This is a genomic window from Bradyrhizobium sp. NDS-1 (assembly GCF_032918005.1).
Lineage (GTDB): Bacteria > Pseudomonadota > Alphaproteobacteria > Rhizobiales > Xanthobacteraceae > Bradyrhizobium > Bradyrhizobium tunisiense.
In genome coordinates, this window is the sequence record NZ_CP136628.1 from 4879981 (window position 1) to 4893148 (window position 13168).

Genomic DNA, 13168 nt, shown 5'->3' on the forward strand with positions numbered 1-13168 from the left:
CGTTCGTGGCCCTTCCCATTGCCTCACAACGACAGATGCGCGTCGCGGATATCCGGACGCGCGTCGAGCTCGGCCATGGTGCCGCCGAAACAGATGCGGCCGCGCTCGACGATGTAGGCGCGATCCGAGATCAGCCGCGCGAAGTGCAGATTCTGCTCGGAGACGACGATGCTGACGCCTTCCTTCTTCATGGTCAGGATGGCGTCGACCATCTGCTCGACGATCTTCGGCGACAGGCCTTCCGACGGCTCGTCCAGCAGCACCAGGGACGGATTGCCCATCAGCGTGCGGGCAATGGTGAGCATCTGCTGCTCGCCGCCGCTCATGCGGCCGCCCGGACGGCCCCGCATCTCGCCCAGGTTTGGAAACAGGGCGAACAGCTTTTCACGGGTCCAGTGCGGCGCGTTCGGACGCTTCGGCTGGCGGCCGACTTCGAGGTTTTCCTCGACCGTCAGGTCGGTGAAGATGCGCCGCTCCTCCGGCACGTAGCCGAGTCCGTCGCGCACGATCTCATGCGTCGGGCGCAGCGAGATGTCCTTTCCCTCGAACAGGATGCGGCCGGTTCGCTGCGCGACGAGACCGACGATGGAGCGGAACGTCGTCGACTTGCCGGCGCCGTTGCGCCCGAGCAACGCCACCACCTCGCCCTCGCCGACCTCGAAGCCGATGTCGAACAGGATATGCGCCGGGCCGTAATGACTGTTGAGGCCCTCGACAGTCAGCTTCATGTCGAGGCTCCCTCGCGGTGGCGGGCATCATAGACGAGGCCTTCGCCGAGATAGACCGCCTGCACCTGCGGATTGCCGCGCACCTCGGCCGGCGTGCCTTCGGCGATCAGCGTGCCGCGGTTGAGCACGATGATACGGTCGGCGTGCTCGAACACCACGTCCATGTCGTGCTCGGTAAAGAGCACCCCGATCGACTTCTCGCGGGCGATCTGCGCGGTGAGCCGCATCAGGTCGACCCGTTCGCGCGGCGCCATGCCCGCGGTCGGCTCGTCCATCAGGAGCAGCTTCGGCTGGTTGGCGAGCGCCACCGCAAGCTCGAGTCGCTTAAGGTCGCCATAGGCGAGCTCACCGCAGGGACGATCCGCATAGCCGCCCATGCCGACGAGCTCGAGCAGCCGGCCGGCCTCGCCACGGTCGAACTTCGGCGCCGAGCCGAACAGATTGAACAACTGCTTGCTGTGAGAGATCAGGGCGACCTGGACGTTCTCGCGCACGGTCATGGTGGCAAAGGTCGCGGTGATCTGAAAGGTGCGCCCGACGCCGAGCCGCCAGACCTCCCGCGGCTTCCTGGCCGTGATGTCCTCGCCCAGCAGCCGGACATGGCCGGAATCCGGCTTGTTCTGGCCGTTGAGCATGTCGAAGCAGGTGCTCTTGCCCGCGCCGTTCGGCCCGATCAATGCCAGGATCTCACCGGCACGCAATGAGAACGAGACGCCGCGAACGGCATGGATACCGCCATAGGATTTGGTCAGGCCTTCGACGGCGAGAAGTGGAGGTGCAACGCTCATTCGGCAGACTCGATCGGCTTGGCGAGCAAGGGAGATCCGGGCGGCGATGCCTTCTTCCGGCGTTGCGCCAACATCTCCAGCATGCCGACGATACCCTTGGGGAAGACGACGACAATCAGCATGATGAAGCCGCCGAGCACGAGCTTCGACAGGTCGGTCTGGCTGACCAGCCAGATGTTCAACGCCTTGTAGACGATGGCGCCGATCACCGCGCCCGACACCGTCTCGACGCCGCCGAGCAGCACCATCACCAGCGCATCGACCGACAGCGAAATACCGAGATTGTCGGGGAAGACACTGCCCTTGAGGTAGGCGAACAGTGCGCCGCCGATACCGGCGGTCGTGCCGGCGATCACGAAGGCGGTCCACTGGATACGCTTGGCGTTGATGCCGATCGCTTCAGTGCGCAGGAGCGAGTCGCGGGTGGCACGAAGCGCGTAGCCGAAGGGCGAGAACACCATGGCCCGCAGCGCGACGGTCACCAGCGCGGCGACGCCGAGCGCCAGCCAGTAAAAGTTCGACGGGCTCGCCGCCCATTTTTCCGGCCAGACGCCAAGAATGCCGTTGTCGCCGCCGGTGACACTCACCCACTGGAACGCGATCGACCAGACGATCTGTGCAAAGGCCAGCGTCAGCATCGCAAAATACACGCCGGAGAGCTGCACGGCGAAGAAACCGAACACGGCCGCGCCCATGCAGCCGAGCAGCGGGCCCAGCAACAGGCAGACGATCATCGGCAGCCCCGCCATCTTGGCCAGGAAAGCAACGCCATAGGCACCGAGGCCGAAATAAGCGGCGTGGCCGAAGGACGCGAGCCCGCCGACCGACATCAGGAAGTGCAGGCTGACGGCGAAGATCACGAAGATCGCGATTTCCGAGCCGACGGTCAGCAGATAATTGCCGGCGAACAGCGGCAGCGTCGCCGCGATGACGAGTGCCGCGAGCGCGGCGAGCCGCTCGTTCGACGTCAGCGGCCGCCATGGATTGACGGTGAGACCCGGTGTCTTGCGCGCGGGCGCCTCCGGTTTGCCGAACAGGCCCCAGGGCCGCACGATCAGCACCACGGCCATCACCAGGAACACCAGGATGATGGAGATCTTCGGGAAGATCAGGATGCCGAAGGCATTGAGCTCGGAGACCAGCACGGCCGCGACGAAGGCGCCGACGATGCTGCCGAGGCCGCCGATCACCACGACGACGAAGACCTCGACGATGATGCGCAGGTCCATGGCGTGATGCACGGCATCGCGCGGAATCTGGAGCGCGCCGCCGAGCGCGGCCAGAAAGACGCCGACGGCGAACACCGACGTGAACAGCCATTTCTGATTGACGCCGAGCGCTGCAACCATGTCGCGGTCCTGCGTCGCCGCGCGTACCAGGACGCCCCAGCGCGTACGCTGGAACAGCAGCCAGAGAATGCCGAGCACGACGGGTCCGAGCACGATCAGGAACAGGTCGTAGCTCGGAATGTTCTGGCCAAAGAAATCGATGGCACCCCTGAAGCCCGGCGCGCGCCGGCCGACGAGATCGTCAGGCCCCCAGACCAGCACGACGAGGTCCTCGACCATCAAGGTCAGGCCGAAGGTTGCGAGCAGCTGGAACAGCTCCGGCGCATGATAGATGCGCCGGAGCAGCACCATCTCGACGAGCACGCCGATCAGCGCCACCGCAATCGCGGCCAGCACGATGCTGCCCCAGAAGCCGAACGCCCCCGAAAACCGCTCCGTCAGCGTGAAGGCGACGTAGGCGCCGATCATGTAGAAGGCGCCATGCGCGAAATTCACGATCCGCGTCACGCCGAAGATGATCGACAGGCCCGAGGCCACCAGAAACAACGACGCTGCGCTGGCGAGACCGGTCAGAAACTGTACGACATAAAAGGCCATCGGCGGTCCGGGTTGGTTGGATTTCAGTGCTGGGCTTTATCCTTCGAGACGGCGCTCCGCGCCTCCTCAGGATGAGGTCCGGGACCCTCATGGTGAGGAGCGCGGCGACGCCGCGCGTCTCGAACCATGAGGCCCCGGTCTCTCTTGCTTCAATCCTTCGGCCGCAGCTTCTCGACCTCGGCATCACCGGGCAGATAGTCCGCACCCTTCTTGTAGGACGAATCCACCATCACGCCCTTGCCGTCTTTCAGCGCGGTCTTGCCGACGAAGGCACCGAGCGTCGACTGGTGGTCGATCTTGCGGAAGGTGATCTCGCCGAACGGAGACGGCATGGAGATGCCCTCCGCCGCGGCAATCAGCTTCTCCGGATCGGTCGAGCCAGCCTTCGCCAGGATCGCGGCGGCCGCCTTGATGGTCTGGTAGCCGACGATCGAGCCGAGGCGCGGATAGTCGTTGTACTTGGCCTGGTAGGCCTTCAGGAACGCGTCATGTTCGGGCGTCTTGATCGAGTACCAGGGATAGCCGGTGACGATCCAGCCCTCGGGCGTCTCGTCCTTGAGCGGATCGAGATATTCGGGCTCGCCGGTGAGGAAGGACACGACCTCGCGTCCCTTGAACAGGCCGCGAGTGTTGCCTTCGCGCACCAGCTTGACGAGGTCGGCACCGAAGGTGACGTTGAGGATCGCTTCCGGATTGGCGGCGGCGACGGCCTGCACCACGGGACCGGCGTCGATCTTGCCCTGCGGCGGCCATTGCTCGTCGACCCACTGGATATCGGGACGCTTCTCCGACATCAGCTTCTTGAACACCGCAACCGCGGACTGGCCATATTCATAGTTCGGCGCGATCGTCGCCCAGCGTTTGGCAGGCAGCTTGCTCGCCGCTTCCACCAGCATCGCCGCCTGCATGTAGTTGGAGGGGCGCAGGCGGAAGGTATATTTGTTGCCCTTCGACCAGGTGATGGCGTCGGTCAGTGGCTCGGCCGCGAGGAAGAAAACCTTCTTCTGGTTGGCGAAGTCGCTGACCGCAAGGCCGATATTCGACAGGAACGTGCCGGCGAGCATCGCAACGCCCTCGCTCGAGACGAGCTCGTTGGCCGCAGTCTGCGCATCCGCCGGCTTGCCGCCGTCGTCCTTGGAGACGACGACGAGCTTCTTGCCGTTGATGCCACCGGCCGCGTTGACCTCCTCGACCGCAAGCTGCCATCCCTTCCGATAGGGCTCGGTGAAGGCCGGCAACAGCGAATAGCTGTTGATCTCGCCGATCTTGATATCCTGCGCCATGGCCGAATGAGCCATGCCACCCGCCAACAGCGCAAACGCCGCGCCGACGAAATAGTTCTTTGCTCGCATCCCAACCTCCACCGTTAAAATTATCTTAGACCGTCTTCGCCTTTGATCTCCGCAACCGTCAGCCCGCCGACGCGCGGCAGCGGACGACCGCTGTCGGTGACGGCGACCGCGACCATGATCTCGTTGGCGCGCGGCGCGTCGTTGATCTGAACCTCCATGCCGTCGAAATGACTGCGCACGAAGGCTGCGTCCTTGTGACCAAGGGGGATGTCGAGCGTGGTGCCGGGCCCGCTGCGCTTCTTCGATGACGGGATCAGCGCGGCACCCTTGCTCAGAACTTTGCGCACCGGCGCGCCCATCTTCGGGTGAAGGATCGCAGCCGCATGCTCCAATTCGCCGTTCTCGCCGACGGCCGCGGCCTTGCCATAGCTCTGCGCCTTCGCGCCATCGATGCCGAGCGCAGCCACCGCGCGCTTCGACAGCAGCTCGCCCAGCTCCTCGCCGATCGCGATCAGCGGCGAGAGGTCTTCGACGTACTTTCCGGCAAATGGATTTTCGATCACGGCGATTGCCGCGGCACGCCGCGTCGGCGGCGAGACCTGCCGGCCCATCTCCATCTGCGTCTCTTCGACGACGGTGACGATCTTGCGGATGATCGCGCTCATGGTTGCGTCCTTAAGGTTCTTCCTTGCTCAGGCATGAAGTGCGTTCTCCTGCTTACGCGGGCGCGCTTCCTGCCGCTCAAAATCTTTCGGTCCGACGACAAGCATATCACCACATAGTTGCAATACGGCACCCTCGATCAAGCCGCGATCGAACAGTTGGCGTGCACGTTCCGCGCCAGATTCGAGCGCGTCGGCGATTTCATGGTGAGACAGCTCGCCCACGTCGCGGGTGACGAGGCGTGGGCCGAGGTCACTGTCGGGCTGAAGCTCGCTGGCCGGCTGCCGGATGATGCCAGGATGCCCCGGCAGATCCACGGCATTGGCGATGACCGTCGCCGCCGCATCGGCTTGCGATGCCGTTGCGGCCAGCACGGTCACCGCGTCGGCAATCCCAAGCGAAAAGCTGCGGCCATGGCGTCCGCTGGTCGCGATGCCCCGCACCGGATCATCGGCATCGATCCTCATCGTCCGCATCACGCCGTCGCGGTCGGGCCGATCCATCAGGCCGACCGAAAACCTCTCACCTTCGCCAAGATGAAGGGCGATATCGCCGCCATTGTTGACATAGGCCTGATCGAGGCTCGCAGCGCCCAGCATTGCGCCGAGGATTTCCTCCGCCACGCTGCCGGCAACGGCGGCCATCGGCGTAATGAATCCATCAGCAGCGAAGGGCGCGACCGCGGCATGCATCCGGCGCGCCACCACGCCCCTCAGCGAAGTCCGCTCCTCGGCAACGGCGCGCAGCTCCGGCAGCTCCGCGCATAGCTCGTCGAGTAGCCCCGTGAACCGCTGCGCCGCAGCCTGGTAGGCAATGTGCACCGCGTCCGCGCGGCCCCTCGCCTCAATGACCAGATCGATCGGACCATCCTGCAAATGCAGCCGCCGGCCATCAGACAGCAATGCGATTTGCGGGAGCCTGGTCATGCCCGAGGTCCCGGAATCGGGTTCTGCCAGGGCAATTGCCTGATATCATCACCGCCCTGCACCTCGGACAACGGCTTTACATAATCCATGTGCCCGCCGAGCGCGGCATAGTCCGACAGCTTCATCGTGAACTCGATCGGCGCGACCAGGGCCGGGGTCGGCACATAGCCGAACGCCCCCGCCGGCATCTGCGTCACGTCGACCATGTAGGTGATGCCGCCACCCGGCCAGACATAGACAGGTGCACCGCCGCTGGTGACGCGCGTCAACGCGTCCTTCACCGAGCGCGTCAGCCGCACCGGATTGTCGGTGACGCCAGCGCGCAGCGAGCCGCCCGCGCCGGCCATGAACAGCACCGTGCACAGCGCCGGTTCGCAATTCTCCTGGATACGCTCGACCGAGAATTTCAGATCGGCAGGCATCTCGGTCTCGACCGGCTTCAGGGCCTCGTCGAGCACGTAATAGGACGAATGCTCACCGGTGGTGGAGACCATCAGCATGGTCAGGCCGGGTCGTGCCTCCTTGGCATCGAACGGCCCGAGGATCGCCAGCGGATCGGAAATGTTGGTGCCGCCCCACCCCGTACCGGGATCGGCGACCTGGAAATAGCGGCCCGGCGTCGAGCGTCGACCCTTCATCTTGATGCCGGTGTCGGCGATGTCGAGCAGCTTGCCGGCCTGATGCTCCGAGAGGACGCCGGTGATGTGGTCGTCGACCACGACGACTTCGTCGACCTTGCCGTGCCATTGCTTGGCGAACATGCCGATTGTCGCCGAGCCGCAGCCGACGCGCATGCGCTCTTCTTTCACGCCGTTGACGATTGGCGGCTGGCCGGCTTGCACCACCACGCTCGCGCCGCCGTCGATAGTCAGCTCGACCGCCTTGCAATTGGCGAGATCCATCAGGGTGTCACAGGTGACGCGGCCCTCCTTCTTGGAGCCGCCGGTCAGATGATGCACGCCGCCGAGCGAGAACATCTGTGAGCCGTATTCGCTGGTGGTGACGTGACCGACCGCCTCGCCCTGCGCGCGCACCGTCGCGGTTTCGGGGCCGAGATAACGGTCGGTGTCGATCTTCACCTTGATGCCGCAATAGGAGAAGATGCCCTCGGTGACGACGGTCACCATGTCGACGCCCTCGACCTCCGCGGAGACGATGAAGGGCGCCGGCTTGTAATCGGGATAGGTCGTGCCCGCGCCGATCGCGGTCACGAAGGTCGAGGGTTCGTGGACGATCTTGCCGTCCCAATCTTCGGTACGGCTGAACGGGACCAGCTTGCCGCCATGTGAAACCGTGCGCTCCAGGATCACATGGGGATCGACGCGAACGAGCTTGCCCTCGTGGTTGGCATAGCGGTCGCAGGCCCCCGCTGCGCCCGGCTTGATGTAGCACATCACCGGACAAGCATCGCAGCGGATCTTGTCGATGGCGGCGCTCGTCGTTTCAGTCACCATGTAGGAGCCAGCGGCATTGCGGTTATCATTCGTATACGAACGATGGTGCGCGCGCTCCGGATGGCTGTCAAGCGGCGGTGCGGCGCAAAAGATGAGGCTGCCGTATAAAACCTCATTTGCCTATCGGCTCTGTCCACAAAGAAGGCAATCGCGCTGCAGTGCGGCATGCACGGCTTGCACGTTTGTGTACAAACGGTATCGTCGCGGCGTTGATCGGCAGCAGTTGCCGCGGGCTTGGGAACGAGGATGACGCAGGCACCGATCCGCCTCACCGTGAACGGCAGGACCCACGAGATCGCCGCGGCGCCAGAGACGCCGCTGCTCTACGTGCTGCGCAACGACCTCGCACTCAACGGTCCGAAATACGGCTGCGGTCTCGGCGAATGCGGCACCTGCACCGTCCTGATTGACGGGGCCGCGGCCCGCTCCTGCGTGATCCCCGTGAGCGGCTGCGCCGGCCGCGACATCGTGACGCTCGAAGGACTTGGCGCACGCGACAAGCCCGATGTGGTGCAGCAGGCCTTCATCGACGAGCAGGCCGCGCAATGCGGCTATTGTCTCAACGGCATGATCATGACCGCCAAGGCGCTGCTCGCGATCAACCCGCGACCGACCGAACAGGAAGCGCTGGCAGCGCTGCGTTACAATCTGTGCCGCTGCGGCACCCATGTCGAGATCCTGCGCGCCGTGATGCGCGCATCGGGTCAGCTCGCCGAGGCCGGTGATTGATGAACTCCCCTCTCCCTGATGGAGCTGAGCGGCAGTCCGGTTCGCTCGTCGTCGTCCGCACCGTGGACGAGGTCACATCCGAAACCTTCGTACGCATCACCGCGGACGGATCGGTGACGGCCTATAACGGCCATGTCGATCTCGGCACCGGTATCCGCACCGCGCTCGGCCAGATCGTCGCCGAAGAGCTGGACGTGTCCTTTGCACGCGTCGTCGTGGTGCTCGGCGACACCTCTGTGGTGCCGAACCAGGGCGCGACGATTGCAAGCGAGACCATCCAGATCACCGCCGTCCCGCTGCGCAAGGCCGCAGCGCAAGCGCGCCACTTTCTGATCGCGCGCGCGGCCGAACGGCTGGAGCTGCCGGAGGCCGACCTCAAGATCGAGGACGGCCTCGTGCGCGGTCACGACAATCGCAGCGTCAGCTATGGCGAGCTGATCGGTGACGAGACGATACGCCTCGAGCTGGCCGACGACGTCACCGTCAAGGCAGTCGGCGACTATGCTATCGTCGGCCAGTCGGTGCCGCGCGTCGACCTGCCCGCCAAGGCGACGGGCGAGCTGACTTTTGTGCATGATATCCGCGTACCAGGCATGCTGCACGGCCGCGTGGTGCGCCCGCCCTATGCCGGCGTCGATGCCGGCCCGTTTGTCGGTACCAGCCTGATCTCCGTCGATGAATCCTCGGTACGTGACGTCCCTGGAATCATCGCTGTGGTGCGCATCGGCGACTTCGTCGGTGTCGTCGCCGAGCGCGAGGAAAATGCGATCCGCGCGGCAGAACAGCTCAAGGTGGCCTGGAAACCGACGCCCACCCTCGACCTCGCCGACGTCGAGACCGCGCTGCGCGCCAATCCGTCGACGCCGCGCACGCTGATCGACAAGGGCGATGTCGATGCGGCGATCTCAGGCGCGGCCAAGCCGATGCAGCGCACCTATGTCTGGCCTTATCAGATGCACGCCTCGATCGGTCCGTCCTGCTCGGTCGCGGATTTTCAGGACGGCAACATCCGCGTCTGGTCGGGCACGCAGAATCCGCATGTGCTGCGCAGCGACCTCGCCCTGCTGATCGAGCGCCCCGAGAGCGAGATCGAGGTCATCCGTCTGGAGGCCGCCGGTTGCTACGGCCGCAACTGCGCCGATGACGTCACCGCCGATGCGCTGCTGCTGTCGCGCGCCGTCGGCCGTCCTGTGCGTGTGCAACTGACCCGCGAGCAGGAGCATGCCTGGGAGCCCAAGGGCACGGCGCAGCTCATCGACGTCAATGGCGGGCTCGACGCCGACGGCGGCATCGCCGCTTACGATCTCGCAACGCGCTATCCCTCGAATGCAGCACCAACGCTGGCGCTGCTGCTCACCGGCCGGATCTCGCCCGATCCCGCCGTGCTTCAGATGGGCGACCGCACCGCGATCCCGCCTTATGACTACGACCACATGCGCGTCGTGGCCCACGACATGGCGCCGATCGTGCGGGCGTCCTGGTTTCGCGGCGTCTCGGCGCTGCCGAACACCTTTGCGCACGAGTCCTACATCGACGAGGCCGCAACCGAGGCCGGCGTCGACCCGGTAGAATACCGGCTGCGGTACCTGAAAGACCAGCGCGCGGTCGATCTCGTCAATGCCGTCGCCGAACGCGCCGGCTGGACGCCGCGCCCGGTGCGCGCGGAGAAGGACGGCGAGATCGTGCATGGGCGCGGCTTTGCCTATGCCCTTTACGTCCACAGCAAGTTTCCGGGCTATGGCGCGGCATGGTCGGCGTGGGTTGCCGACGTCGCCGTGAACAAGGCCACCGGCGACGTCAGCGTCACACGCGTGGTTGCGGGTCAGGATTCCGGCCTGATGATCAATCCGGATGGCGTTCGCCACCAGATCCACGGCAACGTCATCCAGTCCACCAGCCGCGCACTGATGGAGGAGGTCTCGTTCGAACGCGGCGCGGTGGCGGCACGCGAATGGGGCGCCTATCCAATCATCCCGTTCCCTGACGTCCCCAAGATCGACGTCTTGCTGCTGCCGCGTCAGGACCAGCCGCCGCTCGGCGTCGGTGAGTCCGCCTCCGTCCCGAGTGCAGCGGCGATCGCAAACGCAATCTTCGATGCGACCGGCGTCCGCTTCCGCGAGCCGCCATTCACGCCGGAACGCATCCTGAGGGGGTTGCGCGGCGAAGCTTCGCCCGTGCCGCAGGCCTTGCCAGCACCCGCTGCGCCAAAGCCGTCCCGCATCTGGGAGAATCCCTTCGCCAAACGCGCCGGCCTCTTCGCCGCGATTGCGGCCGTCTGCACCGCCGCGATCGGCATCGGCGCCGCGCTGCTGCCCGGGCGTGCGATTGCGCCGATCGCGCGACCGGATGCATCGGTCTATTCCGCGGCGACCATCGCGCGCGGCGCGCAGCTTGCTGCGCTCGGCAATTGCGCGGAGTGCCACACCACCATCAACGGCGTGCCGAACGCCGGGGGCCGTGCGCTCGAAACGCCGTTCGGCATCATCCACAGCACCAACATCACGCCCGACGTCGAGACCGGCATCGGCGCCTGGTCCTATCCCGCCTTCGAACGGGCGATGCGCGACGGGCTGCATCGCGACGGCAGGCAGCTCTATCCCGCTTTTCCCTATACGCATTTCGCCAGGACCAGCGATGCCGACATGCAGGCGCTCTACGCCTATCTGATGGCGCAGCCTGCGGTGCACGCGACGGCGCCCGCGAACGAGTTCCCCTTTCCATTCAATCTGCGGCCGCTGCTGGCCGGATGGAATGCGCTATTCCATCAGGCCAGGGAGTTCAAACCCGATCCGACCAAATCCGAGGCGTGGAATCGCGGCGCCTATCTCGTGGAGAGTCTCGGCCATTGCAGCGGCTGCCACTCGCCGCGCAACGCGCTCGGCGCCGAGCAGCGCGAATCCTACCTGGCCGGCGGCTTCGCCGAAGGCTGGGAAGCTCCGCCGCTGACCTCGCTCTCGCATGCGCCGATCCCGTGGAGCGAGGACGAACTGTTCACTTATTTGCGAACCGGACATTCGCGCTATCACGGCGTTGCCGCCGGCCCGATGGCACCGGTGGTCAGGGACCTCAAAGCTCTGCCCGATCAAGACATCCGCGCGATGGCCGTCTATCTCAACTCGTTCAACGACAGCGCGGCCGAGACGCCGGAGGCGCTTGCGGCACGGCTCGAAAGCGCAAGCCAGGTCACAGTCGCCGCATCCAGCGGCGCGCGCCTCTATCAGGGCGCCTGCGCCGTCTGCCACGAGGTCGGCGGACTGCCGCTGTTCGGCACCAGGCCCTCGCTCGCCCTCAACAGCAATCTGCACAGCGGAACGCCGGACAACCTCGTGCAAATCATCCTGCACGGCGTTACCGAGCCCGTCTCCAGCGATCTCGGCTACATGCCCGCCTTCAGAAGCAGCATGAGCGACGCACAGATCGAGGAGCTCGTCACCTTCCTGCGCGGGCAGTTCGCGCCGGACAAGCCGGCGTGGAGCGGTGTGCGCGAGACGATCGCGCGGACGCGCGGCTCGACCCACTAGTCATTGAAACGTCAGAGTTACAGCTCTAACCGTGCTTCACGTCCACCGGCGGGGTGCCGTGGGTGTGGAAGGACTCGATCGTCTTCAGGCCCCAGGCCTGGCCCTTCTTGCGCTCCTCCTCGGTCCACACGATCGGCTTCCAGTCGGGCGCGAGAATGAGGCGTGCGCCGGCATTGGCAACTTCGACGCGGTTGCCGCCGGGCTCGTAGACATAGAGGAAGAAGGTCTGCTGGATCGCGTGCTTGTGCGGGCCGGTCTCGATGTGGATGCCGTTCTCCAGGAAGATGTCGGCCGCGCGCAGAATCTCCTCGCGGCTGTCGAGCGCGTAGGTGACGTGATGGAAGCGGCCCGGCACGCCTGAATGGTCGAGCGAATAGGCGAAATCGTAGCTCTTGTTCGACATCGTCAGCCACATCGCCGCTTCCCGTCCGTCGTTGAGCACGATCTGCTCGGTGAGGCGGCAACCAAGGTAATTCTCGAAGAACTCGCGGTTGGCCTTGATGTCGACGGCGAGACAATTGAGATGATCCAGACGGCGGACGTTGACGCCGCGTGCGGGAAAACGCTGGGCCTGGTTCTTCAGCGCCGGCTTCAGCTCGGGCGGCGCCTGATACCATTCGGTCTCGTAATAGAGCTCGACGATGTGACCGTCGGGATCGCGGCAGCGGAAGGTCGGCCCCTGCCCCATGTCGCCGTCGATCCAGCCGATGTCGAAGCCGGATCCCTTCAGCGCAGCGACGCGGCGCTCCAGCGCCTGCTGGCTGCGTGCGCGCAGCGCCATGTGCTCCATGCCCGAGGTCTTCGACGCCGTCAGCTTGAGCGAATAGCGCTCGTAATCGTCCCAGCCGCGCAAGTAGACCGACTCGCCCTTCTGGCCGCTGACGGTCATGCCCATGACGTCGACGAAGAATTTCAGGCTCTCGTCGGGCTTGGGCGTCAGCAGCTCCATGTGGCCGAGATGGGCAAGATCGAGGACCGGTTCGGGCTGCATGCTTTCCTCCAGGTAAAGCTCGCGATCCTTCGGACCGGATCGTGCAAATCGGCGCAGGGCCGCAATGCGACCACTTTGCCCGAGGGAGAGACATCGAAGCCGCGCTCATTTGTACTAATGTACAAATGATTAGGTCCCGTCAACAAAGCAAACATCGCCCTGAATCGAGTGACGTTTCCCTTCTCGAAGA

The 13168-nt window shown here is 65.1% G+C and carries 10 protein-coding genes; 2 read left to right on the forward strand and 8 right to left on the reverse strand.

The window, feature by feature from the left end; all coding sequences use genetic code 11:
- Positions 1-23: 23 nt before the first annotated feature.
- The 7 genes from RX330_RS23165 to RX330_RS23195 all read right to left on the reverse strand — a co-directional run bounded on the left by RX330_RS23165 (position 24) and on the right by RX330_RS23195 (position 7737).
- A complete protein-coding gene (locus tag RX330_RS23165; protein ID WP_212087055.1) occupies positions 24-728 on the reverse strand; it encodes an ABC transporter ATP-binding protein in 705 nt (234 codons plus the stop codon).
- The gene (locus RX330_RS23170; protein WP_317239945.1) at positions 725-1516 is read right to left on the reverse strand and encodes an ABC transporter ATP-binding protein; all 792 of its coding nucleotides are present in this window, start codon (positions 1514-1516) and stop codon (positions 725-727) included. Before RX330_RS23170 ends, RX330_RS23165 begins: the two co-directional genes overlap by 4 nt.
- Positions 1513-3402, reverse strand: coding sequence for an ABC transporter permease (locus tag RX330_RS23175; protein WP_212087061.1), 1890 nt, complete (start codon positions 3400-3402; stop codon positions 1513-1515). Before RX330_RS23175 ends, RX330_RS23170 begins: the two co-directional genes overlap by 4 nt.
- Before the next feature lie 149 nt (positions 3403-3551).
- The gene (locus tag RX330_RS23180; protein WP_212087064.1) at positions 3552-4754 is read right to left on the reverse strand and encodes an ABC transporter substrate-binding protein; all 1203 of its coding nucleotides are present in this window, start codon (positions 4752-4754) and stop codon (positions 3552-3554) included.
- Between the two features lie 20 nt (positions 4755-4774).
- A complete protein-coding gene (locus RX330_RS23185) occupies positions 4775-5359 on the reverse strand; it encodes an amino acid synthesis family protein (RefSeq protein WP_084803796.1) in 585 nt (194 codons plus the stop codon).
- 27 nt (positions 5360-5386) lie between these two features.
- Positions 5387-6283, reverse strand: a complete 897-nt coding sequence (locus tag RX330_RS23190) for a UPF0280 family protein (protein ID WP_317239946.1) — start codon at positions 6281-6283, stop codon at positions 5387-5389.
- Positions 6280-7737: a 6-hydroxynicotinate reductase gene (locus tag RX330_RS23195; RefSeq protein WP_317239947.1), complete on the reverse strand. Its 1458-nt coding sequence runs from the start codon at positions 7735-7737 to the stop codon at positions 6280-6282. The genes RX330_RS23190 and RX330_RS23195 overlap by 4 nt, the downstream gene beginning before the upstream one ends.
- 246 nt (positions 7738-7983) lie before the next feature.
- On the opposite strand from RX330_RS23195, the gene RX330_RS23200 reads away from it, so the two are divergent.
- Together RX330_RS23200 and RX330_RS23205 are read left to right on the forward strand one after the other, a co-directional pair.
- The gene (locus RX330_RS23200; RefSeq protein WP_317239948.1) at positions 7984-8466 is read left to right on the forward strand and encodes a (2Fe-2S)-binding protein; all 483 of its coding nucleotides are present in this window, start codon (positions 7984-7986) and stop codon (positions 8464-8466) included.
- Entirely contained in the window at positions 8466-11987 is a 3522-nt protein-coding gene (locus tag RX330_RS23205; protein ID WP_317239949.1) for a molybdopterin cofactor-binding domain-containing protein, read from the forward strand. The genes RX330_RS23200 and RX330_RS23205 overlap by 1 nt, the downstream gene beginning before the upstream one ends.
- Before the next feature lie 25 nt (positions 11988-12012).
- Here the strand turns inward: RX330_RS23205 and RX330_RS23210 are convergent, their stop codons facing one another.
- Positions 12013-12978 carry a catechol 2,3-dioxygenase gene (locus tag RX330_RS23210; RefSeq protein WP_317239950.1) on the reverse strand — a complete coding sequence of 322 codons (966 nt, stop codon included), beginning with the start codon at positions 12976-12978 and terminating at the stop codon, positions 12013-12015.
- Positions 12979-13168 lie beyond the last annotated feature (190 nt).

What these genes read in the sequence shown, in the direction of transcription:
- RX330_RS23165 (WP_212087055.1), bottom strand. Translation starts at nt 728, where the DNA reads ATGAAGCTGACTGTCGAGGGCCTCAACAGTCATTACGGCCCGGCGCAT.
- RX330_RS23170 (WP_317239945.1), bottom strand. Translation starts at nt 1,516, where the DNA reads ATGAGCGTTGCACCTCCACTTCTCGCCGTCGAAGGCCTGACCAAATCC.
- RX330_RS23175 (WP_212087061.1), bottom strand. Translation starts at nt 3,402, where the DNA reads ATGGCCTTTTATGTCGTACAGTTTCTGACCGGTCTCGCCAGCGCAGCG.
- RX330_RS23180 (WP_212087064.1), bottom strand. Translation starts at nt 4,754, where the DNA reads ATGCGAGCAAAGAACTATTTCGTCGGCGCGGCGTTTGCGCTGTTGGCG.
- RX330_RS23185 (WP_084803796.1), bottom strand. Translation starts at nt 5,359, where the DNA reads ATGAGCGCGATCATCCGCAAGATCGTCACCGTCGTCGAAGAGACGCAG.
- RX330_RS23190 (WP_317239946.1), bottom strand. Translation starts at nt 6,283, where the DNA reads ATGACCAGGCTCCCGCAAATCGCATTGCTGTCTGATGGCCGGCGGCTG.
- RX330_RS23195 (WP_317239947.1), bottom strand. Translation starts at nt 7,737, where the DNA reads ATGGTGACTGAAACGACGAGCGCCGCCATCGACAAGATCCGCTGCGAT.
- RX330_RS23200 (WP_317239948.1), top strand. Translation starts at nt 7,984, where the DNA reads ATGACGCAGGCACCGATCCGCCTCACCGTGAACGGCAGGACCCACGAG.
- RX330_RS23205 (WP_317239949.1), top strand. Translation starts at nt 8,466, where the DNA reads ATGAACTCCCCTCTCCCTGATGGAGCTGAGCGGCAGTCCGGTTCGCTC.
- RX330_RS23210 (WP_317239950.1), bottom strand. Translation starts at nt 12,978, where the DNA reads ATGCAGCCCGAACCGGTCCTCGATCTTGCCCATCTCGGCCACATGGAG.